This window comes from Cryobacterium sp. SO2 (assembly GCF_026151165.2).
Classification (GTDB): Bacteria; Actinomycetota; Actinomycetes; order Actinomycetales; family Microbacteriaceae; genus Cryobacterium.
Map to the genome: position 1 here is coordinate 3,117,448 of NZ_CP117849.1, position 24,996 is coordinate 3,142,443.

Genomic DNA, 24,996 nt, shown 5'->3' on the forward strand with positions numbered 1-24,996 from the left:
AACGCCACAACACTACCCGTGCGGCCCGGCCAACTAGAATCCAGATATGCCGGACATACAGATCCCCACCGAATTCCTGCCCGCCGACGGACGATTTGGCTGCGGCCCGTCCAAGATCCGCCAGGAGCAGCTTGACTACCTGTCCGGCGCCGGCGCGAGCATCCTCGGTACCTCCCACCGCCAGGCACCCGTGAAAAACCTCGTCGGGCGCGTCCGCACCGGCCTCACCGACCTGTTCCGCGCCCCGGCGGGCTACGAACTCATCATGGGCAACGGCGGCTCGACCGCGTTCTGGGACGCCGCCGCGTTCTCGCTGATCGAGACCCGCGCGCAGAACCTCGTCTTCGGTGAGTTCGGTGGCAAGTTCGCCGCCGCGGCCGCCGCTCCGTTCCTCACCGCACCCGACGTGATCAAGTCCGCGCCGGGTTCGCTGGCCACCGCCGTGCCCACCGAGGGCATCGACGTGTACGCCTGGCCCCAGAACGAGACCTCCACCGGCGTCATGGCCCCGGTCACCCGGGTGCAGGGCGACGCGGGGGCGCTCACCGTCATCGACGCCACCAGCGCCGCCGCGGGCATCGACTTCGAGGCCGACCAGGCGGATGTCTACTACTTCGCCCCGCAGAAGAACCTCGCCTCCGACGGCGGCATCTGGTTGGCGCTGTTCTCCCCCGCAGCGATCGAACGGGTCGAGCGCATCGCGGCCAGCGGCCGGTACATCCCGGAGTTCCTCAGCCTGAAGAACGCGATCGACAACTCGCGGCTCAACCAGACGCTGAACACGCCGGCCGTGTCCACTCTGTTGCTGATGGAGAACCAGCTCGACTGGATCAACGGCAACGGCGGACTCGCCTGGGCTTCGGCCCGCACTGCGGAGTCGTCGTCTGTGCTGTACGACTGGGCTGCGACCGTCGACTACGCCACCCCGTTCGTGGCCGACCCGAGCCAGCGCTCGCAGGTCGTCGCCACCATCGACTTCGACGACAGCATCGACGCCGCCGCGATCGCCAAGGTGCTGCGCGCCAACGGCATCGTCGACACCGAGCCGTACCGCAAGCTCGGCCGCAACCAGCTGCGCGTCGCGACCTTCACGGCGATCGACCCGGCGGATGTGCGCAAGCTCGTCTCGTCGATCGAGTACGTTGTGGCCAACCTGGGTTAGCCATCCCCCATGCGGTTCTGGCTCAAGGACAGCGAAAGACGGCCGGACCCGCTGCCCGCCCGCGCGAATGCGCAGAAGGCGGTGGCAGCGGGTTCGGCCGGCTGGCTAGTCGCGCTGGTTCTGGCCGTCGTCTTCCGCGCTGAACTGCAAGCCGCGGGCCTGGGCTGGTGGCTGTGGTGCGCCTTCATCGGCCTGGGCCTCGGGCTCGCCGCTCTGCTCTTCGTTCTGCTCCGGCGCCGCTAGGGGCTCGAGGGCGTCGGCGTGCTCTGACGCCGTCAGCGCCTCGTCGAAGTCGATGCCGTCGAGCACGTCCACACCGTCATCGGCGACGTCGTCGGATTCGGCGCTCTCGTCGTCGGCATCGTCATCGTCGGCGTCATCGCTGTCATCGTCGTCGTCGTCGGAATCGTCGTCGTCGGTCTCGTCGTCGTCGTCTTCGCTGTCGTCATCGTCATCGTCGCCGAGTCCGGCGTCGGCCAGCTCCTTGGCGACCTTCGCGTCGGCGAGACGGTCGCTCCACGGCACCCACTCGGGGGCGAGCAGGGCCTCGTCGCCGGGCATGAGCTCGGTTTCAAGCACCTGCGGAGCGGAGTCGCCGTCCACGCGGGACAGGCTGACCGTCCAGCGCCAGCCCGGGTAGCCGGTCATCAGGCAGTCGAAGAGTAGCGACAGCACGTGCTCGCCCTCAACGATGTAGCCGAGATACTCACCGATGGTGTCGGCCGGGGTGATCAGCTCGAGGGCGGCCTTGGCCTGGTCGGTCGCAGCCATGAGCACCTCGTCGGCCTCGAAGACCTCGTCGTCACCGTCGGCACTGTCGTCGGCGTCGGCGGCCTGGTCACCGGACTCGGCCGGCACCTCGACGGCCGCGGCCGGCTCAGCTGCCGGCTCCTCAGCCACGGTCGAGGTCTCCGGGGCGGCGGGCTCTTCCGCCGCAGGAGCCTTGATCGGGGTCGGATCGAACGGGTTAAGCATCCAGTTCCTCTGCGACCTTGCGCAGCATCGCCGCGATCTTCTTGCTGTGCGAGCTGTCCGGGTAACGTCCGCGGCGCAGGCTGGCCCCGATACCGTCGAGCAGTTTGACCAGGTCTTCGACGATGATCGCCATGTCGTCGGCCGGCTTGCGGCTGAGCTTGGCCAGGCTCGGCGGGGCCTCGAGCACGCGCACGGACAGCGCCTGGGCACCCCGCTTGCCGTCGGCGATGCCGAACTCGAGTTTCATCCCGGCCTTCACCGTCACTCCGGCGGGCACCGCAGATGCGTGCAGGAAGACTTCGTGGCCGTCATCGGAACTGATGAAGCCAAAACCCTTCTCCTCGTCGTAGAACTTGACTTTGCCGGTGGGCATCTAAACCTCGCTGTGAATTTGAGGCGCGCAGAATGCGTGCCAACCAGACACAGCTTATTCCGTTGTAGCTGACTGTGCCCCGTATCCTTGGTCTGTGACCACTCAAACTCCACACGACCCTGGCCGGCTCGAGAAGATCCTGGCGTACATGGTTGCGGGCGTCGTCGGCCTGTCGATCCTGGCCTTCCTCGCCGTCATCCTCGGCACCGCTGCCGGCGCCGGCGACAACGACGGGTTCAGTCAGGGCGTCTGGCCTGCCGTGCTCACCCTGCCCCTGTTCGGTCTTCCCATCGGTTTCCTGCTGATCATCGCTCTGATGATTATCAGTGGTCTCCGCCGCGCTCGCGAGGCTCGACAGAATCGGGAGTAGCCCCCATGCTGACGCTCGCCTCACGCCTCCGTGCACTGGACGACGCAGCACTGCGCCGCATGATCGGCCTCCGAAGGGTGTCGGCGCATGGCATCCACGACTTCTTCGACCTGGCCGAGGCCCTTCTTGACCCGGACGCGATCGAGTCGACCCTGTCGCGCCTGGACCGCAGCACCCTCGCCGTGCTCGCCGTGGCCGGTGAGCTGGGCGCCCCGTCGTTGGCCACGTTGGTCGAAAGCCTCGCCGACCTGGGGCACGACACCCTCGACGCCGCCGATATCGCCGCCCGCGTGGACCGCCTCGAGGAGCTCATGCTCCTGGTGGCCGTCGACGGTACCGTGCGCCCGTACCCCGCGGTCACCGCCCAGCTGCGCGGCTGGCCGGCGCGCGGTCTGCCGAGCGCCGCCGACCTGGCCGGCGTGCCCGCGCCGACCCCGCTCGCGCCGCTCTCGGCCACCGACGGCCGCTTCACCGAGCGCCTCGCCGCCGAGCGCGCCTTCGCCGCCGTGTCGTCGATCGCCGAGCTGCTCACCGAACTCGCCCGGGAACCCGCCCGCGAACTCAGCCGCGGCGGCCTCGGCCTGCCGGACACCAAACGCCTCTCCGCCGTGATGGGCATCGACGTCGACGAGGTGGCCCCCCTCGTGAGCGTCGCCGCGCGCGCCGAGCTGATCGTGCTCGCCGGCGGCTACTGGGGCCAGTCCCCCGCCGGCGAGGAGTGGCTGGTCAACGGCGCCGCGACACGCTGGGCCGTCCTGGCCGGGTCCTGGCTCGACGCCCTGCCCACCGACGTGCGCGAGATCCTCGCCCAACGCCCCGGGGTCGCCTGGGGCGATGCTCTGCACCGCTTCGTGGCCTGGCTCTACCCCGCGGGCGGTGCCTGGATGGACGAACGGATCGCCGTCTTCGCCCGCGACGCCGAGCTGATCGGGATCACCGCGCGGCAGGCGACGAGCGCGGCCGGCGCATCCGTGCTGGTGGGCGACCTCGATGCCGCCGTCGCCACCATCACGGCCTCGCTGCCCGCCGAAGTGGGCACCGTCTACCTGCAACACGACCTGTCCATCGTCGCCCCCGGCCCGCTCTCGTCGTCCATCGACGCCCGGCTGCGCACCTTCGCGGATGTCGAGAGCCGCGAACTGGCCTCGACCTACCGCCTGAGCGGTGCGTCGGTCAATCGCGCCCTCGCGGCCGGCGAGGATGCCGAGTCGCTGCTGGCCTTCCTCGCGTCGATCTCCGTCACGGGCATTCCGCAGCCGGTGGACTACCTCATCCGCGACGCCGCCGACCGGTACGGGCGCGTGCGGGTGGGCGCCCTGCACCCGGACGACCCCGACGGCGCCAGTTACGTGTCGTCGGACGACGCGGCGCTGCTCGGCGCCATCGCCGTTGACCAGACTTTCACCCCGCTGGGCCTCAGCCCCGTCTCCGCCACCCGGCTGCAGAGCGCGCTCCCGGCGCACACCGTGTTCTGGGCGCTCACCGACGCCCGCTATCCCGTCGCCGCCGAGGACGCGGCCGGCACCATCGTGCATCCCCGGCGACACGAGTTCACGGCGGCCCCCCGCACCGACCTGCCCGACCCGAGCATCGCGCTCGTGGAGACACTGCGCGCCACCGACGGCGGTGAGGCCAAGGCAGCCAACGCCTGGCTCGCCCGCCAGCTCGATGCCGCGATCAAACACCGGCAGACCGTGTCGGTGAGCGTGCGGATGCCGGACGGGGAGGTCGTCGACTACCTGCTCGAACCGGCCAGCGTCGGCGGCGGCCGGTTCAGGGCGAGGGACCGGCGCGCGGACATCGAACGCACCCTGCCGCTGTCCAGCATCGTGAGCATCACCCCCGCCCCCTGACCGAGCGGCACCCCCGGAATGCGGGTACGCAGTCCTGCAGCACACCGGCGTAGCATTGACGGTTATGTCCGATGGCCCACTGATCGTCCAAAGTGACCGCACAGTTCTGCTCGAGGTCGCGCACCCTCTGGCCGAGGATGCCCGCCACGACCTGGCCGTGTTCGCCGAGCTGGAACGCGCGCCCGAGCACATCCACACCTACCGCATCACCCGGCTCGGCCTCTGGAACGCGCGGGCGGCCGGGCATGACGCGGCGAACATGCTCGCCACGCTGGAGAAGTACTCCAAGTTCGCGATTCCGCAGACCGTCACGATCGACCTCGAGGAGACCGTCGGGCGCTACGGCCGCCTGGTCATCGACCGGGACGCCGAGGGGCAGCTCATCCTGCGCAGCCTGGACGCCCCGGTGCTCACCGAGGTGGCCGGCGCCCGCCGCATCGCGCCGCTGCTGATCGGCCAGCCCACCCCCGATTCCTTCCTCGTGGCGCCGTGGGCGCGCGGGCAGCTCAAGCAGGAGCTGGTGAAGCTCGGCTGGCCGGCCGAGGACCTCGCCGGGTACACGCCGGGCACCCCGCACGAGATCGCGCTGTTGGAAGACGGCTGGGCGCTGCGCGACTACCAGAACAAGGCCGTATCGAACTTCTTCGAGGCCGGCTCCGGCGTCGTGGTGCTGCCCTGCGGGGCCGGCAAGACCCTCGTCGGCGCCGGCGCGATGGCCACCGCCAAGACCAACACCCTGATCCTGGTGACCAACACCGTGTCCGCCCGCCAGTGGCGCGACGAACTGCTCAAGCGCACCACCCTCACGGCCGAGGAGATCGGCGAGTACTCCGGCCAGGTGAAGGAGGTCAAGCCCGTCACCATCGCCACGTACCAGATCCTCACCGCCAAGCGGAAGGGCGAGTACGCGCACCTCGAGCTGCTCGACGCCATGGACTGGGGCCTGGTGATCTACGACGAGGTGCACCTGCTGCCCGCCCCGGTGTTCAAACTCACCGCCGAGCTGCAGGCCCGCCGGCGCCTGGGGCTCACCGCCACCCTCGTGCGCGAGGACGGCCGGGAGGGTGACGTGTTCAGCCTGATCGGCCCCAAGCGGTTCGACGCCCCGTGGAAGGAGATCGAGGCGCAAGGCTTCATCTCCCCCGCGTCCTGCTTCGAGGTGCGCATCGACCTGCCCCAGTCCGAGCGGCTCAGCTACGCCGCCGCGCCCGACGACGAGCGTTACCGGATGGCCGCCACCGCGCCGGCCAAGCTCGACATCGTCAAACAGCTGGTGGCGATGCACCCCGGCGAGCGCATCCTCGTGATCGGGCAGTACCTCGACCAGATCGACGAACTCGCCGAGGCGCTGCAGGCTCCGAAACTCACCGGGGCCACCCCGGTCGACGAACGTGAACGGCTCTACCAGGCGTTCCGGGTGGGCGAGGAGAACCTGCTCGTGGTGTCCAAGGTGGCGAACTTCTCGATCGACCTTCCCGAGGCCTCCGTCGCCATCCAGGTCTCCGGCTCCTACGGCTCCCGCCAGGAGGAGGCCCAGCGTCTGGGCCGCCTGCTGCGCCCGAAGGAGTCGGGCCTCACCGCCAGCTTCTACACCCTGGTCGCCCGCGACACCGTCGACCAGGAGTTCGCCCAGAACCGCCAGCGTTTCCTGGCCGAGCAGGGCTACGCGTACACGATCCTCGACGCTCACGCCCTAGATCTCGTTCGCGAACCGTGAGCTGAACCCCGAAAACCTCGAGTTTTCGGGGCCGAACTCACGGCTCGCTGGGCTTGAGGTACCGCAGGAGGAGGGTGTCTCCGGCGGGGAGCGCGTGGGCGAGGTGCATCCGACGCGGGGAGGCCTCCGGGGCGGTGGAGACGCGGGGGCCCGAGCCGGACTCCAGCAACGGCGCCAGGGTGAGGCAGAGCTCGTCGACGGCGTCCACGGCCAGCAGCGAGCCGAACAGGCTGGGTCCGCCCTCGCAGAGCACCTGCGGGTAGCCCCGTTCGGTCAGCATGCGCAGCATCAGCGTGTGGTCCACGGATGCCTCGCCGCAGACCAGCACATCGGCCACCGCCGCCAGCGCCTCGCGGGCGGCCACGGGGGCCTGGGCGTGGGTCACCACGAGCGGCCGGGTGGCCGCCCTGGTGAACACCGGGTGCGCCGGGTCGAGGTCGAGCCGACCGGACACGATGGCCACCGGAGGGTGCTCCGGCAGCCCGTTGGCGAGGCGCCAGGCCACCGCCTCGGCGCTGAACCGGATCCCGCCGTAGCCTTCGGCGCGCACGGTGCCGGCGCCCACCAGGATCACGTCGGTGAGCATCCGCAGGGTGTCGAAGACGAGCCTGTCGGCGGCGTCGCCGAGGCCGCCGCTGAGACCGTCGTGGGTGGCTGCGCCGTCGAGGCTGCTGACGAAGTTGACCCGCAGGTGCGGGGCCTGCCGGTCGGCGATCAGGTACCGGCGGAGCACGTCGGCAGGGTCCAGAGCGGCGGGGTCCAAGCGGGCGGGGTCGGAATCGGCGGGGTCGAGCACGGCGGCCGTCATCAGGCCATGTTGTGGCGCAGGTAGGCGGGCTCGCGGAAGCCGAGGATCGCCTCGGTCATCCGCACCGCGTCGACGGCGGCGGCCACGTTGTGCACCCGCACGATGCGGGCGCCCTGCAGGATGCAGTAGACGGCGGCCGCGAGGGTGCCCTCCACCCGGCGGTCGCGGTCCCGGTCGAGGGTCTCGCCGATGAAGTCCTTGTTCGATACCGCCACGAGCGTGGGCAGGCCGAGCGTGGTGATCTCACCCAGCCGGCGGGTGAGTTCGAGAGAGTGCCTGGTGTTCTTGTTGAGGTCGTGGCCGGGGTCGATGACCAGCCGGTCGGCGGGCATCCCGTGCGCCAGTGCCCGCTCGACCCGTGTCTGCAGGAACGCGGCGACCTCGCCGACGACGTCGTCGTACTGCGGGGCCGGGTATGGCGTGCGCGGGCGGGCGAGGCTGTGCGTGATCACCAGCGTCGCGTCGCTGTCTGCCACGATCTCGGCCATGCGCGGGTCGTGCACCCCGGTGGTGTCGTTGATCACGTGAGCGCCGGCGCGGATGCTGGCCAGCGCCACATCGGGGTCGAAGGTGTCAACGGAGATCACGACGCCGGCCCCCTGCAGGGCGGCGACCACCGGCACAACCCGGTCGATCTCTTCGGCCACCGGGACCGGGGGGCCTGGGGCGAACTTGGCCCCGCCGATGTCGACCCAATCGGCGCCGTCGTCGACGGCGGCCCTGGCGGCGGCCACCGCCAGGTCGAGTGCGAAGGTGGCACCACGGTCGTAGAACGAGTCCGGGGTGCGGTTGATCACGGCCATCACCGCCACCTCGTGGTCGAAGTCGAAGTCGCGCCCGCCGATCGTGCGCAGGGGCACGTCCAGGTGCGGCAGGATGACCCCGGTTCCGGCGGTCGAGCTGGCCATCTGACTCCTTGTGCTGGTGCGGTGCCGCGCAGTGACGCGTCTGGTTCCCGGCGGTCTAGCTCCCGGGTTCGAGCAGGTCCTCCAGTGCTATGTTCTCATCCGCGAGCCGACGCGCGTCCACCTGCACGCCCGAACGGATGAGGCGTTGTACGGTCTCGTTCACGTCCCAGACGTTCACGTTCATTCCCGCCACCACCTGCCCGGCGGCCAGCCAGAACGCCACGAAGCGGCGATCGTGCCTGTCGCCGCGGATCACCACCTCGGCGTCAGCGGCGAGGTCGCCGAAGCCCGAGTACTCCATGCCCAGGTCGAACTGGTCGGTGTAGAAGTACGGGATGGCGTCGTAGGCGGTGGTGTCGCCCAGCAGCGCACGGCCGGCGGCCGCGCCCGCGGCATCCGCATTCGCCCAGTGCTCCACGCGCAGGTGCCGCCGCAACCGCGGATGGTAGACGTTCGCCACGTCCCCGACCGCGAAGACGTCGGGGTCTGAGGTCTGGAAGGTGGCCGAGACCAGGATCCCGTTGTCGACCTCGAGGCCGGCGGCGAGGGCCAGCTGGGTGTTCGGGGTTGCGCCGATTCCCACCACGACCATGTCGGCGCGGATGAGGGTGCGATCGGACAGCCGCACCCCGGTCACCCGGGTACCGCCGCTGCGCGTCTCGCCCTCCAGCTCCACCACCTGGGTGTTGACGCCCAGGTGCACCCCGTGGTCGCGGTGCAACTGTTCGAATACCCCGCCGAGCTCTGCGCCGATCGCGGCTTCGAGCGGCACGGCGCCGCGGCCGAGCAGGATCACGTCGTTGCCGTAGCCCTTGGCGGTGGCGGCCACCTCCAGGCCGATCCAGCCGGTGCCGATGATCACCACCCGCCGGCCGCCCTCGGCCAGGGCGGCGCGCAGCTTGCTGGAATCATCCAGGCTGCGCAGGTAGTGCACGCTGGGCAGGCTGGCGCCCGGGCCGGGGAACGGCCGCGGCGACGCGCCCGTGGCCAGCAGCAGCCGCGAGTACCGCAGGGTGCGCCCGTCGTCGAGGGTCAGCCGGTGCGCGGCGCGATCAAGCACGGCGGCACGGTGCCCGGCGATCCGCTCGATCGAGTGCTCGGCATACCAGCCGACCGGATGCACGTCGACCGAGTCGCGGTCGGCGGTGCCGGCGAGGTACTCCTTCGACAGCGGCGGGCGGATGTACGGGGCCAGGGTCTCCTCCCCCACGAGCACCACACGGCCGGCGGAGCCTGCACGCACGGCATCGGCGGCCCGAGCACCGGCGAGACCCGCGCCGACGATCACCACCGGGTCGTCCCCCCTGCCGCCCGCATCGCCCGGCTCCACGTCTCCCCGTTCCACCATGAATGCTCCTCGCCCCGGTTCGTTCGCGCACGCCCTGTCAGGGACGACGGTAGAGGCATCCGGTCCAGACCGGAAGGGCTGCCACCGCTTCACCTGCCCGCATACCGCCCACTCACAGGAAAGCACCAGCTAACGCGCAGATACTAGGAACATGACCGACGGCCCCCGCATCCTTATCGTTGACGACGAACCCAACATCCGGGATCTCCTCACCACCAGCCTCCGCTTCGCCGGTTTCGCCGTGCGCGCGGTCGGCAACGGTGCCCAGGCGATCTCCGCTGTCCTGGAGGAAGAGCCCGACCTCATCATCCTCGACGTCATGCTGCCCGACATGAACGGCTTCGGCGTGACCAAGCGCCTGCGCTCTGCGGGCTACACCGCCCCGATCCTGTTCCTCACGGCCAAGGACGACACCGAGGACAAGATCACCGGCCTCACTGTCGGCGGCGACGACTACGTCACCAAGCCGTTCAGCCTCGACGAGATCGTGGCCCGGATCAAGGCCATCCTGCGCCGCACCATGCACGCAGACGAAGACGCTGTCATCCGCGCCGGCGAACTCACCATGGACCAGGACACCCACGAGGTCCTCGTCGGCGACCAGCCGATCGAGCTAAGCCCTACCGAGTTCAAGCTGCTGCGTTACCTGATGCTCAACCCCAACCGGGTTCTCTCCAAGGCGCAGATCCTCGATCACGTCTGGGAGTACGACTTCAACGGCGATGCCGGCATCGTCGAGTCCTACATCTCCTACCTGCGCCGCAAGGTCGACCAGCACTCCAGCGAGCCGCTGATCCAGACCAAGCGCGGCTTCGGTTACATGCTCAAGGCAGCCAAGGTCTAGACACTCAGTTTCACTTCCTAGACTGTGACCATGCATGTGGCCCTGATGGACCGATGGAGCCGGGTTTCGCTCCGCTCCAAGATCACCGGTGTGACCGTGCTGATGCTCACGCTCGGCCTGCTCGTTTCCGGTGTCGGCACCATGGTCATCCTGCAGAATTACGTGGTGCAGCAGGTGGACGCCCGCCTGCAGACCGAGGCGCAGACCCTGCTCACGAACTACCTGTCGTCTCCGTTGGACGAGGGCAGCGACAAGGTGGACTCCGACTACTTCGTGGCGGTCTACGACCAGAACGGCGTTCTCAAGGACCGCACCTGGCGGGACCGGCCCCGGGCGTCCCTGCCCGTTGTCACCATGCCGCTGGACCTGCACAGCGTGATCAGCCTCGACGGCGCGGTGCAGAAACTCACCGACGCCGAGTCCGACACCGAGTTCCACGCCGTCGCGGTGCCCTTCGTGATCAACTCCACGGGCACTTACGGCACCCTGCTGATGGCCGTGTCGATGCAGTCGGCGCAGAACACCGTCAACACCTATCTGAGCATCTTCCTCGGCTTCGGCGTCGGCGTGGTCGTGGTGGGCGCCATGCTCACCCGGCTGCTCGTCACCACGACCTTCGCGCCGTTGCGCGAGGCCGAACGCACCGCAGCGGCCATCGCCGACGGTGACTTCAGTCAACGCCTCGGCGGCGCGACGCCCAACACCGAGGTCGGCCGGCTCAACCGGTCCCTCAACACCATGCTCAGCCGCATCGACCGGGCCTTCAAAGACCGCGCCCGCACGATCGACCAGATGCGCCGCTTCGTCGGCGACGCCAGCCATGAGCTGCGCACGCCTCTGGTGTCGGTGCGCGGCTATGCCGAGCTCTACCGGATGGGCGCGCTGCAGACACCCGAAGAGGTGGCCCAGGCCATGGAGCGCATCGAGAAGGAGGCCATCCGTATGGGCGGCCTGGTCGAGGACCTGCTCGAACTGGCCCGCCTGGACGAAACCAAGCCCCTCGCACTCACCCGGGTGGACCTGTTGCCCCTGGCCCAGGATGCCGCGCTCGACGCCATGGCGTCGGCGCCGGGACGGCACGTGACGGTGCTCACCAGCCACCCCGCCGAGTTCGACGGCGAGGCCACCGAGGCGTCCATCGACCTCGCCCACTCCACCGGAGAGGTTCCCAGCCCGGCCAAGGTCGCGCCGGCACCGCTGGCCACGCCGGCGCCGCCGACGAAGGCTGCTGCCGCGAAGGCCGCTGCCGCCGCTGCGAAGGCCGCTGCCAAGCCGGCACCGGTCAAGCCAGACCCCTCCGGCACCTCCGGGTCTACAACGGGCACGATCTCCTTTGCCGGCGCCACTCTCGCGCGTCTGCGCACCAGACGGCCCAAGCGCACCGATCTCTCCGCGACCGCCCCGGATGCCCCGCAGCCGGCGGCCGCGCCGCCCGCGCTCGACGCCGTGATCATGGCCGAGGAGAACAAGGTACGCCAGGTCATCACCAACCTGATGGGCAATGCCCTGCGGTTCAGCCCCACCGACAGCCCGGTGGAGCTCGAGGTGGCCGTCGACCGGCGCAACCAACGCGCCTCGATCTCGGTGATCGACCACGGCGAGGGCATTCCGCCGCAGATCCGCGACAAGATCTTCCAGCGCTTCTGGCGTGCGGACACGTCCCGCGCGCGGGAGACCGGCGGCAGCGGCCTGGGCCTGGCGATCGTCGCGTCCATCGTGGCCAGCCACAACGGCTCGATAGAGGTCCTGGAGACGCCGGGCGGCGGCGCCACCTTCCGGGTGTGGTTCCCGTTGGCCGAGTCGAGCGCGGCTCCACAAGCTCTGGGCACATCGACCCTGGCCTGATCGGACACGGCGCCGGCTGGCCCTCCCCAGGCCGCTGAGCGCCGGGTTTTCCCCCGCCAACACTGGCGGACTGCCCGTCGTACCGGCGTCGTCCTACTGTCGCCGTGGGCGTCCGACCGGGCGTCGCACCCAGCGAATGGAGAGAGCCGATGACCCAATTCCAGGTAGACAGCGACGCACTGATCACGACGACGGGCGCGGCCCGCGCCACGATGGGCCGCATCCAGGCGGAGGTGGCCGGCCTGCTCGCGCAGCTGACCGGGCTGGAGGGCAGCTGGACCGGGCAGGCCTCTGCCCAGTTCCAGACTGCCGTGTCGGCCTGGCGCACCACGCAGCAGCATGTGGAGCAGAGCGCCGATGTGCTCAACAAGGCGCTCGGCCAGGCCGGGCAACAGTACGCCGAGGTGGAGCAGGCCAACGCCAGGCTGTTCGCCCGGTAGCACTGCCCCGGCAGCACTGCCCCGGTGGCAGACACAAAGCTGGGCGCCTCCCGAAGGAGACGCCCAGCTGAGGTTCTGCAGTGGTGCGGACTATGCCTGTGGGCTTAGAAGTCCATACCGCCGGAGGGGTCGCCGGCCGGAGCCGGGTTCTTCTCGGGCTTGTCGGCGACAACGGCCTCGGTGGTGAGGAAGAGGCCGGCGATCGACGATGCGTTGAGCAGCGCGGAGCGGGTGACCTTCACCGGGTCATTGATGCCGGCGGCGATCATGTCGACGTACTCACCGGTTGCGGCGTTGAGGCCGAATCCGACGGGCAGGTTGCGCACCTTGTCGGCGACAACGCCCGGCTCCATGCCGGCGTTGAGCGCGATCTGCTTGAGCGGAGCGTCGATGGCGACGCGCACGATGTTCGCGCCCGTTGCCTCGTCGCCGACGAGGCTCAGGATGGCCTCGCTCTCGAACGCGGTCTTGCCGGCCTGGATGAGTGCAACGCCACCACCGGCGACGATGCCCTCTTCGACGGCGGCCTTCGCGTTACGAACGGCGTCCTCGATGCGGTGCTTGCGCTCCTTGAGCTCAACCTCCGTCGCGGCGCCAGCCTTGATGACTGCAACGCCACCGGCCAGCTTGGCGAGACGCTCCTGGAGCTTCTCGCGGTCGTAGTCAGAGTCGGTGTTCTCGATCTCGTTGCGGATCTGCTGAACGCGACCGGCGATGGCCTCGGCGTCGCCGGCACCCTCGACGATGGTGGTCTCGTCCTTGGTGATGACGACCTTGCGGGCGTTACCGAGCAGGTCGAGGGTGACGTTCTCGAGCTTGAGGCCGACCTCCTCGGAGATGACCTGGCCACCGGTGAGGATGGCGATGTCCTGCAGCTGCGCCTTGCGACGGTCGCCGAAGCCGGGGGCCTTGACGGCAACCGACTTGAAGATGCCGCGGATCTTGTTCACAACGAGCGTGGCCAGGGCCTCGCCGTCGACGTCCTCGGCAATGATGAGCAGCTGCTTGCCGCTCTGGATGACCTTGTCGACGATCGGCAGCAGGTCCTTGATGTTGGAGACCTTGGAGTTGACGATCAGGATGTAGGGGTCTTCGAAGACCGCTTCCTGACGGTCGGGGTCGGTGACGAAGTACGCCGACAGGAAGCCCTTGTCGAAGCGCATGCCCTCGGTGAGCTCCAGCTCGGTGCCGAAGGTGTTCGACTCCTCGACGGTGACAACACCCTCCTTGCCGACCTTGTCGATGGCCTCGGCGATGATCGCGCCGATCTCGGCGTCACCGGCAGAGATGGAAGCGGTGGCCGCGATCTCTTCCTTGGTTTCGATCTCCTTGGCGCTCGCGATGAGCTCGGCGATGACCGCAGCGGTGGCCTTCTCGATGCCGCGCTTGAGGCTGATCGGGTCGGCGCCGGCTGCGACGTTGCGCAGGCCTTCGCGAACCAGGGCCTGAGCGAGCACGGTGGCGGTGGTGGTGCCGTCGCCAGCGACGTCGTCGGTCTTCTTGGCGACCTCCTTGACGAGCTCAGCACCGATCTTCTCGTACGGGTCGTCGAGCTCGATCTCCTTGGCGATAGACACGCCGTCGTTGGTGATCGTGGGGGCGCCCCACTTCTTCTCCAGCACGACGTTGCGTCCGCGCGGGCCGAGGGTCACCTTGACCGTGTCAGCGAGGATGTTGAGGCCGCGCTCAAGGCCGCGACGGGCCTCTTCATTGAAAGCAATGATCTTTGCCATATGTGTTTCTCGTCCCTCCCGGACGTTACCAAAACGATGATGGGTTAGCACTCCAAAGAGCAGAGTGCTAAACCGATTCTGGCACTCTGGGGTCGAGAGTGCAAGTGAACGGCGAGGGCCGGTGCCGGCTGACCGACCGCGCTACGGCACCAGTTCCACACTGCCGTCGTCGGCGGGAACCAGTTCGATCCAGGTGTTGCCCGGCGCGAGGTCGATCGAGGCCCCCGCGGCGTCGGCCAGCCGGATCGGAGCGACGGCGGCATCCTTGACCCAGGTCGCCGGCATCGTCGATCCTCCGGTCGACACCCAGGCCTCGCCCGAGCCGGTGAGGAGGGTGCGGGGCACGTCGGATCCGCGGTCCACATCGACACGGAGGACCACGACGTTGGTGGCACCCAACTGGTTTCCGGCGGTGTCCAGGTCGGCGGCGCCGTCCTGGCTGCGCAGGTAGACCTGGGTGGCCGGGTCCCAGGCCCAGGCGCGCCCGGAGGAATCGGAGAAACTGGTGACGATGGTGCTGGTCGGATCTCCCTCGAGCACCGCGGTGGCGTCGGCCGGGCCGTCGGCGTAGTCGAACTGGCGGGGCGGCGGAGCGAGGTCCGCATGCGCAGCGACAACGTCGGCCGCCGCGAGCACCACATTGTGGGGAGACTTCCGGTCTGAGGTCCGCTCGAACACACCGGTGTCGTCCTGGTCGAAGATCACGTTCTCCAGCCCGGTGGCCTGCATCGCGGCCACGAACTGCGGCTGGCCGCCGGAATAAGCGACGATACCGCCGAAGGGGCTGAGGATGTCGGGGTCCATCGGCCGGATGGAGCGCACCGGTCCGACCGCGCCGGGCACATCGGAGTGCCAGAGCGCGGCGTAACGGGTGAGGCCGCCTTCCACGAGTTCCTCGAAGACCAGGTCAGCGCGCTCGAGGCCGATCTGCGGCCGCGCGGCGGGATGGTTGTCGATCTTCACGGCCAACGCCGGATGCTCCGCACTCACCGGGTCCACCGGCGTGCCCCGCAGCGGCGCGATGCTCGGCACCGGCGTGCGGCTGGCGGACGGGATCGGTTCGGGCAACGGGGCCACGCAGCCGGCCAGCGCCAGACACAGCAGAGCCAGGCTCAGCACGGCCACCAGAGCCCCGACCGACCTGCCACCACGCACTGGAGTCCGGAGGGCAGTCAGTAAAGCAGTCACGCCACACACCCTATCCGCCTGGTATGTCTGCCTGGCGGGCACGGTGGTGGCGTGACTGTCACCTTGAGATTGTGTTCAGTTGTTCGACGCGTGGTTTAAGCCGGGCGAACCGACTCGGCCTGCGGACCCTTGGCTCCGGTACCGAGTTCGAAGATGACGTGCTGGCCTTCTTCGAGAACCTTGTAGCCGTGCATGTCGATGGCGGAATAGTGGACGAAGACGTCCTGCCCACCTCCATCAACAGTGATGAAGCCGAAACCCTTTTCAGCGTTGAACCATTTGACGGTTCCGTTCGCCATGTGAAACTCCCCTATTGCAGTGTTGTAGAACGGCACTCACCCGTTGGTGTTACCGGGCCTGGCGCAGAAGCTGCGTCCACCGTCTGTGAAAGAGCGCTCTCAGACCGAGAGCGCTACGCACATAAAATGAGCGACCACTGCAGATAATAGTGATGGCCGCAAAGTTCAATAGGGGGTTGACTGACGGGCCTGATCCCAGTACAAAAACGCGATGTGTGGGCCGGTTAGCCGGCCGGCACCACGTAATCGGTTCCGACCACGACGGTCAAGGTGGCGCCTGTGCCCGCGAAGTCGTCGGAGAGCAGCACCGCCGAACCGGGCAGCAGGGCCGCCACACCGCGAGCAGCGCCTTCCTGGGTGGCATCCGAGTAGTAGACAGTCGTCGTGACGACGTCCTCGGTGTCCGCGTTGCTCATAGTGCCCACGGTCCAGCCGGCGCCCGTGAGCAGGTCGCCCACCGAACGGGCCACGCCAGTGCCCGCGGTGCCGTTGAGCACCGTGACACTCGCACTGGGGTCAGTCGTGGGTTCCGCCGTGGGCACAGCCTCCACCGTGGGCGTCGCGCTGGCGGTCGCCGCCTCGATGCCGGGAATCGTGAAATTGAGCCGGTTGTTCAGCACCGACAGGCCGACGGCGCCCAGCGCGATGAGCACGGCCGTGGCAGCCAGAGCCCACCAGAATGCCACCCAGCGGTGCCCCTTCTTGGCGGGAGCCCGGTGCGCCCCCACGCGATCCAGATGGTGCGGCAGGTCGTCGAAGCGGTCTTTCGGGTACGAAGTGGGCATCGTCAGTCTGGTTCGATCCTCGGTTGGCTGAACACGCGGCAGGGGGTTTCCTACTCGATGGGGCGGATGGCCCGGCGCGACCGGGCCTGCGCTCTGGCCTCACGCATCCGCTGCAGGCGTTTGACCAGCATGGGATCGTGGGCAAGGGCGAGCGGGGAGTCGAGCAAGGCACCCAATACTTGATAGTACCGGGCGGCCGACAGGCCGAACTCAGAGCGGATGGCCTGTTCCTTGGCACCCGGGTGCGACCACCAGCGGCTTTCGAACGCGAGGACCGCCTCGTCGCGCGGTGCGAGCGCGCGGGCTGCGCCCTCGTCCCGTTCGCTCTCGTCGTGCCCGCTGGTCGCCATACGCGTCATCCTATTTGCCGGGGACTGGGTTTTCGCTGACCTGGGCCGCCTGTCGCGGCCCGCGCCCGGTACGGTCGACAGTGGGAATCTGCTGAACGCCACCGGATGCCCGGGTCTCGGGAATGCCAGGGCCGCCAGGCGAGTTTAAGCTGGAGGCAGTCGCCCGCCGCACGAGAAGTATCGAAAGGACGCACCATGGACTACGAGGTCACCAAGTCTGACGCCGAATGGAAGGCCGAGCTTTCCCCCGAGCAGTACGCAGTGCTGCGCGGCGCGGCCACCGAACGCGCCTGGACCGGCGAGCTGCTCGACGAGGGCCGGTCCGGTGTGTACACCTGTGGCGCCTGCAACGCCGAGCTGTTCAAGAGCGGCACGAAGTTCGACTCCGGCTGCGGCTGGCCGAGCTTCTACGAATCCGTCCGCCCGGAGGCCGTAGAACTCATCGAGGACCGCTCCCTCGGCGTCGTGCGCACCGAGGTGCGCTGCGCCGCCTGCGGATCGCACCTGGGCCACGTCTTCGACGACGGCTTCGGCACGCCGACCGGCGACAGGTACTGCATGAACTCGATCTCGCTCAACTTCACCCCCGTCGACTAACGGTGGGGTCGCCCCTCCTCGACGCCATCGGCGCGCGCCGGTCGTACTCCGTGGTCACCGCGGATGCGCCCGGCCGGGCCGAGTTGCTGCCCCTGGTGCAGGCGGCCGCCCGCGCCGCCGACCATGGGGCGCTGCGGCCCTGGCGGCTGATCGAGCTGCGCGGCGAGGCCAGGGCCGCGCTCGGGGACGCCTTCGTGGCCTCCGCGGGCCTGGACGGACCTGCCGCGGCGAAGCTCGCGGCCAAACCACTGCGGGCCTCGCTGCTGATCGCCGTGGTGGCCAGCCGTCGGTCCAGCGACAAGGTGCCGCACTGGGAACAGGACGCGGCCGCCGCCGGCGTTGCCCACCTGCTCAGCCTGCTCCTCGAGGACGCGGGCTGGGGAGTCATGTGGCGCACCGGTGCGCATACCCGCACCGGACCGGTGCGCCGCGTGCACGGGCTGGCCGACTCCGAGGAACTTCTGGGCTGGCTTTACGTGGGCGGCATCCCCGACACCGCCAAGCCCGCGGTGCGGCCGCCCCTCACTCCCACCGACTTCCTCACGTCCCTCCCGCTCTAACCGCGCCACAACTGGTCCCCGTGCGGACAAGTGCGCCCGGCGCACCGGGCGCACTTGACCGCTTCGGCACCAGTTGGGCCGGGGTGAGGCGGGCTAGGCGAAGGCGTTCACTCCGGTGAGCTCGGCCGAGAATGCCCAGAGCCGAGCAGCCGCATCCGGATCGACGGCGTGCGGGTTCACCCCGCGGATGCGCGCGGTCGCCGATCCGACCTCGGTCGGCTCGGCGATGTCGCAGTCCTCGCAGTACACCCCGCCCATCCCGTCCAGCATCGGCGACGTGGCCGCCCAGGTGGACGTCGCCGCCCCCTGCTCGGCCGACTTGAACTGGGCGTTGACGACGCCGTCCTCGGTCATCCAGCCCGACGCCACCATCTCCTCGCGCGGCAGGTGGCGCTGCAGCTCGGTCATGATGCCGCCGGGGTGCACGGCGAAGGCACGCACCCCGAAGTCGGCGCCACGGGCATCCAGCTGCACAGCGAACAGGCTGTTGGCGGTCTTGGCCTGACCGTACGCCTGCCACTTGTCGTAGCCGGAGGTGAAGTTCGGGTCGTCGAAGCGGATGCCGCTGAGCTTGTGCCCCGTCGACGACAGGGCAACGACCCGGGCGCCTTCGGCGGCCACGAGCGCGGGCCAGAGCAGGTTGGTGAGCACGTAGTGGCCGAGGTGGTTGGTGGCGAACTGAGACTCCCAGCCGTCGCCGACCCTGGCCTCTGGGGACGCCATGATCGCGGCATTGTTGATCAGGATGTCCAGGCTGCGCCCGGTGGCCAGGAAGCGCTCGGCGAACGCGCGCACGCTCACAAGGTCGGCCAGGTCGAGGGTCTCGACCTCCACCGCGGCCAGGCCGCGCGCGTCCAGGGCGGCCCAAGCCACCTCGGGGCGCCTGGCCGGCACGATCACCTGGGCGCCGGCCGCGGCGAGCGCCGCGACGGTCTCGATGCCAAGGCCGGAATAGCCGCCGGTGACGATGGCGGTCTTGCCGCTCAGGTCGATGCCCTCGAGCACCTCGGTCGCGGTGGACGCCGCACTGAATCCGGTCGCCAGTCTGTGCTGCGGTGTTGTAGTCATCACTCCAGCGTACGCTCGGCGCCGCCCGTGCCGGTGAGGCCGCGAGCAGGAGCCGAGGCCGGGCACCGCACGGGCTACTCGGAGAGGGTCTCGACCCGGTCGCCCGGTCCGATCTCACGCACGACGCGGGCCGGGTTACCGGCGGCGATCACCCCCGGCGGCACGTCGCGAGTGACCACAGACCCGGCGCCGATGATGCTGCCGGCCCCGATCGTGACGCCCGGGCAGACGACGACATTGCCGCCCAACCAGACGTCGTCCTCGATCACGATCGGCGCCACCCGCTCGTAGCCGGCCCTGCGCTCGGTCACGTCGATGGCGTGGCTCGGGGTGTACAGGCGCACGCTCGGCCCGACCAGCACGTTGGCGCCGATGGTGATCTCGCCGCCGCCGAGCGTGAGGAAGTCGGCGTTGATGAAGGTGTTCGCCCCGACGTGCAGCCGCGAGCCGTAATCCAGGTACATCGGCGGGCGGAAATCGGCGCCCTCGCCGACACTGCCGAGCAGGTCGACGAAGAGGGCGTGGGCCGCGGCGCGATCGTCGTCGTACAGCGCGGTGATCTGCCGGCAGGTGCGCTGGGTGGTCGTCGTCAGCTCGGCGAGCTCCGGACCGGCGCGGTACCGGTACCAGTCACCGGCCACCATCTTGTCGAACTCCGAGCGGGCGGCATCCTCTGGGATTTTGTTGTCTGTAACCACAAACTCGAGCGTAGTGCCTGCGGGCCGAAGCCGCACCCTTGCGCCGATCCCGGCCCGGGGCCAGCGTGGGCACCAACTCCGGCACGCACCGACGAACGAGCAGCACTGACCAGCAGCACCGACCACGCAGCACCGACAGTGGAGGCCAGCGACATGCACGCACCCCCCGATCCGCCGGCGGCTGCACCCGCCGGCGCGGCAACGGATCCGCTCGCGATCCTCCGCTCGAAGGGCTATCTGCGGATACTGGTGCTGTCCGGCGTCATCGGCGTGCCGGTGTCCATCGTCGCGTACGGGTTCCTTGCCCTGGTGGCCTGGCTGCAGGACTACCTCTTCACCGAGCTGCCCGGTGTCCTCGGTTTCGCCGAGGTCCCGATCTGGTGGCCGGCTCCCCTGCTCGCCCTCTCCGGCCTGCTGGTGGCGCTCAGCATCCGGTACCTGCCCGGCACCAGCGGCCACCCGCCGTCCGAGGGGTTCAAGGCCGGCGGCTTCCCCCAGCCGCGGGAGCTGGCGGGCGTGGCGTTGGCGGCCCTCGCCACACTGGCCCTCGGCGCGGTCCTGGGCCCTGAGGCTCCCCTGATCGCGCTCGGCGGCGGCCTGGGCGCGCTCGCGATCCTCCTCGTCAAGAAGGATTCCCCACCCACCGCGGTCGCCGTGATCGCGTCGGCGGGAAGTTTCGCCGCCGTCAGCACCCTGCTCGGATCCCCCCTGCTCGGCGCCTTCCTGCTGATGGAAGCATCCGGGCTCGGCGGGGCAATGCTCGGGGTGGGCCTGCTGCCGGGACTGCTCGCCGCCGGGATCGGCTCCCTGGTCTTCGTCGGACTGGATTCCTGGACCGGCCTGGGCACCTTCTCCCTCGCGATCCCCAACTTGCCGTCGTTCAGCACGCCGACGGTGGCCATGTTCCTCTGGGCCCTGGCGCTCGGGGTCGTCTGCCCGTTCGTGGCCTGGGGCATCAAGGCGCTCGCCCGCACCGTGCGCCCGTCGGTGCGCTCCCACCGGCTGATCGTGACCCCCCTGCTCGGCCTCCTGGTGGCCGGCCTGGCCATCGTGTTCGCCCAGGTCACCGGCGAGGACACCGCTCAGGTGCTTTTCTCCGGCCAGGACACCCTGCCGGCACTCGTCACCGACGGCGCCTCCTGGCCGCTCGGCGCCGTCGCCCTGCTGGTCGTCTGCAAGTCGCTGGCCTACGGCCTGTCGCTGAGCGGATTCCGCGGCGGACCGGTCTTCCCGGCCATGTTCATCGGGGCCGCCATCGGCGTCGCCGCGTCGCACCTTCCGGGCATGGCCCTCGTACCCGCGCTGGGCGTCGGCATCGGTGCCATGTGTGTGTCGATGCTGCGGCTGCCGCTCACCAGCGTGCTGCTGGCCACGGTGCTGCTCACCAGCGACGCCTACGCAGTGATGCCCCTCGTGATCGTCACCGTGGTCGTCGCGCACGTGCTCACCGGCCGGCTCCCTGAACCCCCTGGCCGGGCAGTGGGCCGGAGGCTGCCGGCCATCGGCCCGAAGTCACCGTAGCCCGGCATCCGCCCGGCGTTGTCACCGTGCGTCCCAGAACCCCCGGTGCACCTCGGCCGCCACCTCGATGAGGGCGGGGCCGGCCACGATCACGGTGTTGCCGCCGCGGGCGAAGACGTCCCGGCAGGGCAGGTCCAGGGTCGGCTCGCCATCCTGTTCCGGCACCATGGCCGCGAGCATCTGCTCGGGCAGCGCATAGGCCACCCGGCCGATCCCGGCCCAGTAGACCGCTCCGGCGCACATCACGCACGGTTCGGTGCTCGTGTACAGCGTGCTGGTGCGCAGGTCTTCCTTCGAGAGCCGGGCGCTGGCCAGCCGCACCAGGTTGGTCTCGGCGTGGCCCGTGGGGTCGTTCGCGGTGACCACGCTGTTCTCAGCCTCGAGCACCGTGCCGTCCGCGGTGACGAGGATGGCGCCGAACGGGTGGTTGCCGCCGGATCGCGCCCGGTGGGCCACGGCGATGGCCCGCTCGAGATAGGTCTCGTCGTGGGCGGAGATGCTCGTCAGGTCGGTCATGGCGTGCCCGTGTGCCGTCGGTCTCAGCTGAGCCGCTGCAGCAGCTGCACGGTCACGTTGTCGCCGGCGGCGCCCTTGCCGATGAGCGTGCAGATGGCCTTCCGCAATGGCAGCCAGTGCGGGCCGGTGCCGGAGGGCATCAGGGTCGCCGCGAAGGCGTGTCCGTCGATTGCGCCCTCGACCTTGGCGGCCCGTCGGGTGCCGAGGAGTTCGGCGGAGCCCGGCACGGTGACGAAGGTCTGGAACGCACCATCCTTCTCGATCGGCGCGGTGAAGGTGTAGTCCAAGGGGATGGGCGTTGGCATCGGGCTCCTCGATAGTGGCTGGCCAGACCAACGTTGCCGGTCCCGGTGCGGGAAGTCAACCACGAGCGCAGCACGCCGCAGGGTCGGATGGTCCGGTCACAAAGAAAACCCCTACATCCCGGTCGGGAGTAGGGGTTCAGAGGGCCGGCCACGGGACTTGAACCCGTAACCCCCACTTTACAAGAGTGGTGCGCTACCAATTGCGCCAGGCCGGCATGAGGCTAATGATGCGCCTCGAGCATTCATCCTAAATCACGCGGGCACCCGCCCGCGACGGAATCCGCACTCGACCGGCCTGGACGGTCGACCGGCGCCGCGTTATCCGGCGGTGGTCGGGGTGGGGGTCGGCGTGGCCGTCGAGTACGTTTCGCTGGCCGCCTGCAGCACGAACGCTGCGAATTCCTTGGGGTCGTCGAGCGCGCCGACGTACTGCTTGCCGTTCACGAGCACCGTGGGGGTGCCGGTGATGGCTTTGAGCGAGGAATTCGGGATGGGCCCGCTGAGGGCGCGGTCGGTCGATGCCTTCACCCAGGACTTGAAGGTGGTCTCGTCGATGCACTCGTTGATGGCCGCCAGGCCGGTCGACACACCCGAACTTTTCACGAGGGCCTTGAGGTCGTCGTCGCTGAGCCCGGCGGTGCCCTCCACCGGCTGGTCGGCGAACAGGGCCGTGTTGAAGGCGAAGAAGTCGTCCGGGGAGGTGTTCGCCACGCAGGCGGCAGCGTTCGCCGCGCGCAGCGAGTACTGAGTTCCCGCAGATTTGCTGGTGAGAATCGAGATCGGGTGAATCTCGAGGGTCGCGGCGCCCGACTCGACCCACTGCGAGATCTGGTCGCTGTTGGTGGTTTCGAAGGTGCCGCAGAACGGGCAGAGATAGTCGAGGTACACGCGGATGTCCGCGACCTTGCCCGTCCCGTCCGGAGTGGACGGCACCGGGTCGTCGTCGGGCTGAAGCGCGGGGGTGGTCACCGCGGTGAGGCCCTCGCCGAGGAGCAGGCCGTCGCTGGCCATGTTCCGCGGGCCGGGGCCGGCCGGCTGTATCGAATTCATGATGATCAGAACGATGGCGGTGACCACGGCGATGGTGACGACGCCGATACCGCCCTGCAGGAAGACCCGATTGCGGCGATCGCGCTTCTTCTGCTCCACTCGCAGCTGTGCGGCCTTCGTGCGTGCGGCGTCGCGTCGCTTATTTTTCGAGGGACGAGAGTCGCCTGGGCCGCCAGTTGTCATGGATGATCACTCCGAGTTGAGGGGGTGCGCTCACGGATATGCGCGATAGCACTCCAAATAGTAGGTCCCCAGTCTGGGAAATGACCAACCGGAGCCGCACAGCCGCCTCACTGCCAACTCACCGGCCGCGCACTGCCGGGAGCGCCGGCCGGATTCAGCACTCCCCCATCCGCGGCGTGCCATACTAGAAAGGTCTTGCGCTGGTGCTGCACCGGCCGGACGCATAAATCCCATCACAACGGATCGTCCGGCACGTACCTGCCGGTGAAGGAGAATAACGAAATAATGGCTTCAGTAACCTTTGACAAGGCCACCCGTCTGTACCCGGGCTCCACCCGCCCGGCAGTCGATCACCTCGACCTCTCGGTCGCCGATGGTGAATTCCTCGTCCTCGTCGGCCCGTCCGGCTGTGGAAAGTCCACCTCGCTGCGCATGCTCGCCGGCCTCGAAGAGGTCAACGACGGCGACATCTTCATCGGTGAGCGCAACGTCACCGACGTTCCCCCGAAGGACCGTGACATCGCCATGGTCTTCCAGAACTACGCGCTGTACCCGCACATGACCGTCGCCGAGAACATGGGCTTCGCGCTCAAGATCGCCGGCGTCAACAAGGACGAGCGCGCCGCCCGCGTTCTCGAAGCCGCCAAGCTGCTCGACCTCGAGCCCTACCTCAGCCGCAAGCCGAAGGCCCTCTCCGGTGGTCAGCGTCAGCGTGTTGCCATGGGTCGTGCGATCGTGCGTCAGCCCCAGGTGTTCCTCATGGACGAGCCGCTGTCGAACCTCGACGCCAAGCTGCGCGTGCAGACCCGCACCCAGATCGCGTCGCTGCAGCGTCGCCTGGGCGTCACCACCGTCTACGTCACCCACGACCAGACCGAGGCGCTCACCATGGGCGACCGCATCGCCGTGCTCAAGGATGGCGTCCTCCAGCAGGTCGGCACCCCGCGCGACCTGTACGCCAAGCCGAACAACGTCTTCGTTGCCGGCTTCATCGGCAGCCCGGCCATGAACCTGTTCCTGGCCGACGCCGTCGACGGTGGCATCAAGTTCGGTACCGCCACGGTTCCCGTGCAGCGCGACACCCTCGCCGGCGCCACGGGCACCAAGGTCACCATCGGTGTCCGCCCCGAGGACATCCACCTGTCGACCACCGTGGGCGAAGGCCTCGCGGTCGACGTCGACCTGGTCGAGGAGCTCGGCGCCGACGGTTACCTGTACGGCCACTCCACCGTCGAGGGCAAGCGCACCGACATCGTCGCCCGCGTCGATGGCCGCTCGCACCCGTCGGCCGGCGACACCGTCTACCTGACCCCGACGCCGAACCACCTGCACGTGTTCGACGCCGAGACCGGCGCCCGTCTCGGCGGCGCCGTCAGCGACTAAGTTCCCTCACGACAAACTCGACCGCCGGCACTTTCGGCGGTCGAGTTTGTCATATCGGCAACCGGTTTCCCCGGCGCCGTCCTCTGCGCCGCCGAGCCGATTCCGGCCGGGGCGACC

General features: G+C 69.2%; 26 protein-coding genes, 1 tRNA gene and 1 pseudogene. 12 read left to right on the plus strand and 16 right to left on the minus strand.

The features are described from left to right. Positions 1–46: 46 nt before the first annotated feature. Positions 47–1,162 (plus strand): phosphoserine transaminase, encoded by a 1,116-nt coding sequence (gene serC, locus BJQ94_RS14650; RefSeq protein WP_265401234.1) that lies wholly within the window; start codon positions 47–49, stop codon positions 1,160–1,162. Between the two features lie 9 nt (positions 1,163–1,171). Beyond that, positions 1,172–1,405, plus strand: a complete 234-nt coding sequence (locus BJQ94_RS14655; protein WP_265401235.1) for a DUF2530 domain-containing protein — start codon at positions 1,172–1,174, stop codon at positions 1,403–1,405. 174 nt (positions 1,406–1,579) lie between these two features. Here BJQ94_RS14655 and BJQ94_RS19400 read toward each other — a convergent pair. Together BJQ94_RS19400 and BJQ94_RS14665 are read right to left on the minus strand one after the other, a co-directional pair. After that, positions 1,580–2,137, minus strand: a pseudogene (locus BJQ94_RS19400) (DUF3027 domain-containing protein); the annotation flags it as partial. Next, positions 2,130–2,510 carry a cold shock domain-containing protein gene (locus BJQ94_RS14665; protein ID WP_265401236.1) on the minus strand — a complete coding sequence of 127 codons (381 nt, stop codon included), beginning with the start codon at positions 2,508–2,510 and terminating at the stop codon, positions 2,130–2,132. The gene BJQ94_RS14665 and the pseudogene BJQ94_RS19400, both read right to left, overlap by 8 nt. Positions 2,511–2,604: 94 nt before the next feature. Between BJQ94_RS14665 and BJQ94_RS14670 the strand changes: the two genes are divergently transcribed. The 3 genes from BJQ94_RS14670 (at position 2,605) to BJQ94_RS14680 (ending at position 6,450) form a co-directional block, all read left to right on the plus strand. Continuing rightward, on the plus strand, positions 2,605–2,880 hold the full coding sequence (locus tag BJQ94_RS14670) for a hypothetical protein (RefSeq protein ID WP_265401237.1): 276 nt from the start codon (positions 2,605–2,607) through the stop codon (positions 2,878–2,880). A 5-nt stretch (positions 2,881–2,885) separates the two neighbouring features. Next, positions 2,886–4,733 (plus strand): helicase-associated domain-containing protein, encoded by a 1,848-nt coding sequence (locus BJQ94_RS14675; RefSeq protein ID WP_265401238.1) that lies wholly within the window; start codon positions 2,886–2,888, stop codon positions 4,731–4,733. Between the two features lie 64 nt (positions 4,734–4,797). Further along, a complete protein-coding gene (locus BJQ94_RS14680) occupies positions 4,798–6,450 on the plus strand; it encodes a DNA repair helicase XPB (protein ID WP_265401239.1) in 1,653 nt (550 codons plus the stop codon). Positions 6,451–6,487: 37 nt separating this feature from the next. On the opposite strand, the gene BJQ94_RS14685 is transcribed toward BJQ94_RS14680, so the two are convergent. Genes BJQ94_RS14685 through BJQ94_RS14695 form a run of 3 tightly spaced genes read right to left on the minus strand, consistent with a single transcriptional unit; the run spans position 6,488 to position 9,514 of the window. After that, positions 6,488–7,258, minus strand: a complete 771-nt coding sequence (locus BJQ94_RS14685) for a pyrimidine reductase family protein (protein WP_265401240.1) — start codon at positions 7,256–7,258, stop codon at positions 6,488–6,490. After that, positions 7,258–8,166: a dihydropteroate synthase gene (gene folP, locus BJQ94_RS14690; protein ID WP_265401241.1), complete on the minus strand. Its 909-nt coding sequence runs from the start codon at positions 8,164–8,166 to the stop codon at positions 7,258–7,260. The genes BJQ94_RS14685 and folP overlap by 1 nt, the downstream gene beginning before the upstream one ends. Positions 8,167–8,221: 55 nt before the next feature. Then, the gene (locus BJQ94_RS14695; protein ID WP_265401242.1) at positions 8,222–9,514 is read right to left on the minus strand and encodes an FAD-dependent oxidoreductase; all 1,293 of its coding nucleotides are present in this window, start codon (positions 9,512–9,514) and stop codon (positions 8,222–8,224) included. 151 nt (positions 9,515–9,665) lie between these two features. On the opposite strand from BJQ94_RS14695, the gene BJQ94_RS14700 reads away from it, so the two are divergent. The 3 genes from BJQ94_RS14700 (at position 9,666) to BJQ94_RS14710 (ending at position 12,643) form a co-directional block, all read left to right on the plus strand. After that, positions 9,666–10,358 carry a response regulator transcription factor gene (locus tag BJQ94_RS14700; RefSeq protein WP_265401243.1) on the plus strand — a complete coding sequence of 231 codons (693 nt, stop codon included), beginning with the start codon at positions 9,666–9,668 and terminating at the stop codon, positions 10,356–10,358. A gap of 30 nt (positions 10,359–10,388) precedes the next feature. Then, positions 10,389–12,203, plus strand: a complete 1,815-nt coding sequence (locus BJQ94_RS14705; protein WP_265401244.1) for a HAMP domain-containing sensor histidine kinase — start codon at positions 10,389–10,391, stop codon at positions 12,201–12,203. A gap of 149 nt (positions 12,204–12,352) precedes the next feature. Then, positions 12,353–12,643, plus strand: a complete 291-nt coding sequence (locus tag BJQ94_RS14710) for a WXG100 family type VII secretion target (protein WP_265401245.1) — start codon at positions 12,353–12,355, stop codon at positions 12,641–12,643. Positions 12,644–12,747: 104 nt separating this feature from the next. On the opposite strand, the gene groL is transcribed toward BJQ94_RS14710, so the two are convergent. The 5 genes from groL to BJQ94_RS14735 all read right to left on the minus strand — a co-directional run bounded on the left by groL (position 12,748) and on the right by BJQ94_RS14735 (position 16,998). Continuing rightward, the gene (gene groL, locus BJQ94_RS14715; protein WP_265401246.1) at positions 12,748–14,376 is read right to left on the minus strand and encodes a chaperonin GroEL; all 1,629 of its coding nucleotides are present in this window, start codon (positions 14,374–14,376) and stop codon (positions 12,748–12,750) included. A 141-nt stretch (positions 14,377–14,517) separates the two neighbouring features. Continuing rightward, a complete protein-coding gene (locus tag BJQ94_RS14720) occupies positions 14,518–15,564 on the minus strand; it encodes a DUF3048 domain-containing protein (protein WP_265401247.1) in 1,047 nt (348 codons plus the stop codon). 95 nt (positions 15,565–15,659) lie between these two features. Then, on the minus strand, positions 15,660–15,863 hold the full coding sequence (locus BJQ94_RS14725; RefSeq protein ID WP_088457037.1) for a cold-shock protein: 204 nt from the start codon (positions 15,861–15,863) through the stop codon (positions 15,660–15,662). A 224-nt stretch (positions 15,864–16,087) separates the two neighbouring features. After that, the gene (locus BJQ94_RS14730) at positions 16,088–16,648 is read right to left on the minus strand and encodes a LytR C-terminal domain-containing protein (protein WP_265401248.1); all 561 of its coding nucleotides are present in this window, start codon (positions 16,646–16,648) and stop codon (positions 16,088–16,090) included. A 50-nt stretch (positions 16,649–16,698) separates the two neighbouring features. Further along, on the minus strand, positions 16,699–16,998 hold the full coding sequence (locus BJQ94_RS14735; protein WP_265401358.1) for a DUF3263 domain-containing protein: 300 nt from the start codon (positions 16,996–16,998) through the stop codon (positions 16,699–16,701). A 195-nt stretch (positions 16,999–17,193) separates the two neighbouring features. On the opposite strand from BJQ94_RS14735, the gene msrB reads away from it, so the two are divergent. After that, positions 17,194–17,595, plus strand: coding sequence for a peptide-methionine (R)-S-oxide reductase MsrB (gene msrB / locus BJQ94_RS14740; protein ID WP_265401249.1), 402 nt, complete (start codon positions 17,194–17,196; stop codon positions 17,593–17,595). A 2-nt stretch (positions 17,596–17,597) separates the two neighbouring features. After that, on the plus strand, positions 17,598–18,155 hold the full coding sequence (locus BJQ94_RS14745) for a nitroreductase family protein (protein ID WP_265401250.1): 558 nt from the start codon (positions 17,598–17,600) through the stop codon (positions 18,153–18,155). A 93-nt stretch (positions 18,156–18,248) separates the two neighbouring features. Here the strand turns inward: BJQ94_RS14745 and BJQ94_RS14750 are convergent, their stop codons facing one another. Beyond that, the gene (locus BJQ94_RS14750) at positions 18,249–19,223 is read right to left on the minus strand and encodes an SDR family NAD(P)-dependent oxidoreductase (RefSeq protein ID WP_265401251.1); all 975 of its coding nucleotides are present in this window, start codon (positions 19,221–19,223) and stop codon (positions 18,249–18,251) included. 74 nt (positions 19,224–19,297) lie between these two features. Further along, positions 19,298–19,921 carry a sugar O-acetyltransferase gene (locus BJQ94_RS14755; RefSeq protein WP_265401252.1) on the minus strand — a complete coding sequence of 208 codons (624 nt, stop codon included), beginning with the start codon at positions 19,919–19,921 and terminating at the stop codon, positions 19,298–19,300. A gap of 153 nt (positions 19,922–20,074) precedes the next feature. On the opposite strand from BJQ94_RS14755, the gene BJQ94_RS14760 reads away from it, so the two are divergent. Continuing rightward, on the plus strand, positions 20,075–21,442 hold the full coding sequence (locus tag BJQ94_RS14760) for a chloride channel protein (protein WP_265401253.1): 1,368 nt from the start codon (positions 20,075–20,077) through the stop codon (positions 21,440–21,442). Positions 21,443–21,463: 21 nt separating this feature from the next. On the opposite strand, the gene BJQ94_RS14765 is transcribed toward BJQ94_RS14760, so the two are convergent. The 4 genes from BJQ94_RS14765 to BJQ94_RS14780 all read right to left on the minus strand — a co-directional run bounded on the left by BJQ94_RS14765 (position 21,464) and on the right by BJQ94_RS14780 (position 23,412). Beyond that, positions 21,464–21,958, minus strand: coding sequence for a nucleoside deaminase (locus BJQ94_RS14765; RefSeq protein ID WP_265401254.1), 495 nt, complete (start codon positions 21,956–21,958; stop codon positions 21,464–21,466). Between the two features lie 23 nt (positions 21,959–21,981). Continuing rightward, the gene (locus tag BJQ94_RS14770; protein ID WP_265401255.1) at positions 21,982–22,263 is read right to left on the minus strand and encodes a DUF1905 domain-containing protein; all 282 of its coding nucleotides are present in this window, start codon (positions 22,261–22,263) and stop codon (positions 21,982–21,984) included. Between the two features lie 142 nt (positions 22,264–22,405). Further along, positions 22,406–22,478 (minus strand) — tRNA-Thr (locus BJQ94_RS14775). Between the two features lie 103 nt (positions 22,479–22,581). After that, entirely contained in the window at positions 22,582–23,412 is an 831-nt protein-coding gene (locus tag BJQ94_RS14780) for a thioredoxin domain-containing protein (RefSeq protein ID WP_345893449.1), read from the minus strand. A gap of 369 nt (positions 23,413–23,781) precedes the next feature. Between BJQ94_RS14780 and ugpC the strand changes: the two genes are divergently transcribed. Beyond that, complete coding sequence (gene ugpC / locus BJQ94_RS14785; RefSeq protein WP_265401257.1) at positions 23,782–24,879, plus strand: sn-glycerol-3-phosphate ABC transporter ATP-binding protein UgpC; 1,098 nt, start codon at positions 23,782–23,784, stop codon at positions 24,877–24,879. Positions 24,880–24,996: the final 117 nt, after the last annotated feature.

What these genes read in the sequence shown, in the direction of transcription:
- BJQ94_RS14710 (WP_265401245.1), top strand. Translation starts at nt 12,353, where the DNA reads ATGACCCAATTCCAGGTAGACAGCGACGCACTGATCACGACGACGGGC.
- serC (WP_265401234.1), top strand. Translation starts at nt 47, where the DNA reads ATGCCGGACATACAGATCCCCACCGAATTCCTGCCCGCCGACGGACGA.
- BJQ94_RS14700 (WP_265401243.1), top strand. Translation starts at nt 9,666, where the DNA reads ATGACCGACGGCCCCCGCATCCTTATCGTTGACGACGAACCCAACATC.
- BJQ94_RS14680 (WP_265401239.1), top strand. Translation starts at nt 4,798, where the DNA reads ATGTCCGATGGCCCACTGATCGTCCAAAGTGACCGCACAGTTCTGCTC.
- msrB (WP_265401249.1), top strand. Translation starts at nt 17,194, where the DNA reads ATGGACTACGAGGTCACCAAGTCTGACGCCGAATGGAAGGCCGAGCTT.
- groL (WP_265401246.1), bottom strand. Translation starts at nt 14,376, where the DNA reads ATGGCAAAGATCATTGCTTTCAATGAAGAGGCCCGTCGCGGCCTTGAG.
- BJQ94_RS14705 (WP_265401244.1), top strand. Translation starts at nt 10,389, where the DNA reads ATGCATGTGGCCCTGATGGACCGATGGAGCCGGGTTTCGCTCCGCTCC.
- BJQ94_RS14760 (WP_265401253.1), top strand. Translation starts at nt 20,075, where the DNA reads ATGCACGCACCCCCCGATCCGCCGGCGGCTGCACCCGCCGGCGCGGCA.
- BJQ94_RS14750 (WP_265401251.1), bottom strand. Translation starts at nt 19,223, where the DNA reads ATGACTACAACACCGCAGCACAGACTGGCGACCGGATTCAGTGCGGCG.
- BJQ94_RS14675 (WP_265401238.1), top strand. Translation starts at nt 2,886, where the DNA reads ATGCTGACGCTCGCCTCACGCCTCCGTGCACTGGACGACGCAGCACTG.
- BJQ94_RS14685 (WP_265401240.1), bottom strand. Translation starts at nt 7,258, where the DNA reads ATGACGGCCGCCGTGCTCGACCCCGCCGATTCCGACCCCGCCCGCTTG.
- BJQ94_RS14665 (WP_265401236.1), bottom strand. Translation starts at nt 2,510, where the DNA reads ATGCCCACCGGCAAAGTCAAGTTCTACGACGAGGAGAAGGGTTTTGGC.
- BJQ94_RS14730 (WP_265401248.1), bottom strand. Translation starts at nt 16,648, where the DNA reads ATGCCCACTTCGTACCCGAAAGACCGCTTCGACGACCTGCCGCACCAT.
- folP (WP_265401241.1), bottom strand. Translation starts at nt 8,166, where the DNA reads ATGGCCAGCTCGACCGCCGGAACCGGGGTCATCCTGCCGCACCTGGAC.
- BJQ94_RS14765 (WP_265401254.1), bottom strand. Translation starts at nt 21,958, where the DNA reads ATGACCGACCTGACGAGCATCTCCGCCCACGACGAGACCTATCTCGAG.
- BJQ94_RS14725 (WP_088457037.1), bottom strand. Translation starts at nt 15,863, where the DNA reads ATGGCGAACGGAACCGTCAAATGGTTCAACGCTGAAAAGGGTTTCGGC.
- BJQ94_RS14695 (WP_265401242.1), bottom strand. Translation starts at nt 9,514, where the DNA reads ATGGTGGAACGGGGAGACGTGGAGCCGGGCGATGCGGGCGGCAGGGGG.
- ugpC (WP_265401257.1), top strand. Translation starts at nt 23,782, where the DNA reads ATGGCTTCAGTAACCTTTGACAAGGCCACCCGTCTGTACCCGGGCTCC.
- BJQ94_RS14735 (WP_265401358.1), bottom strand. Translation starts at nt 16,998, where the DNA reads ATGGCGACCAGCGGGCACGACGAGAGCGAACGGGACGAGGGCGCAGCC.
- BJQ94_RS14770 (WP_265401255.1), bottom strand. Translation starts at nt 22,263, where the DNA reads ATGCCAACGCCCATCCCCTTGGACTACACCTTCACCGCGCCGATCGAG.
- BJQ94_RS14655 (WP_265401235.1), top strand. Translation starts at nt 1,172, where the DNA reads ATGCGGTTCTGGCTCAAGGACAGCGAAAGACGGCCGGACCCGCTGCCC.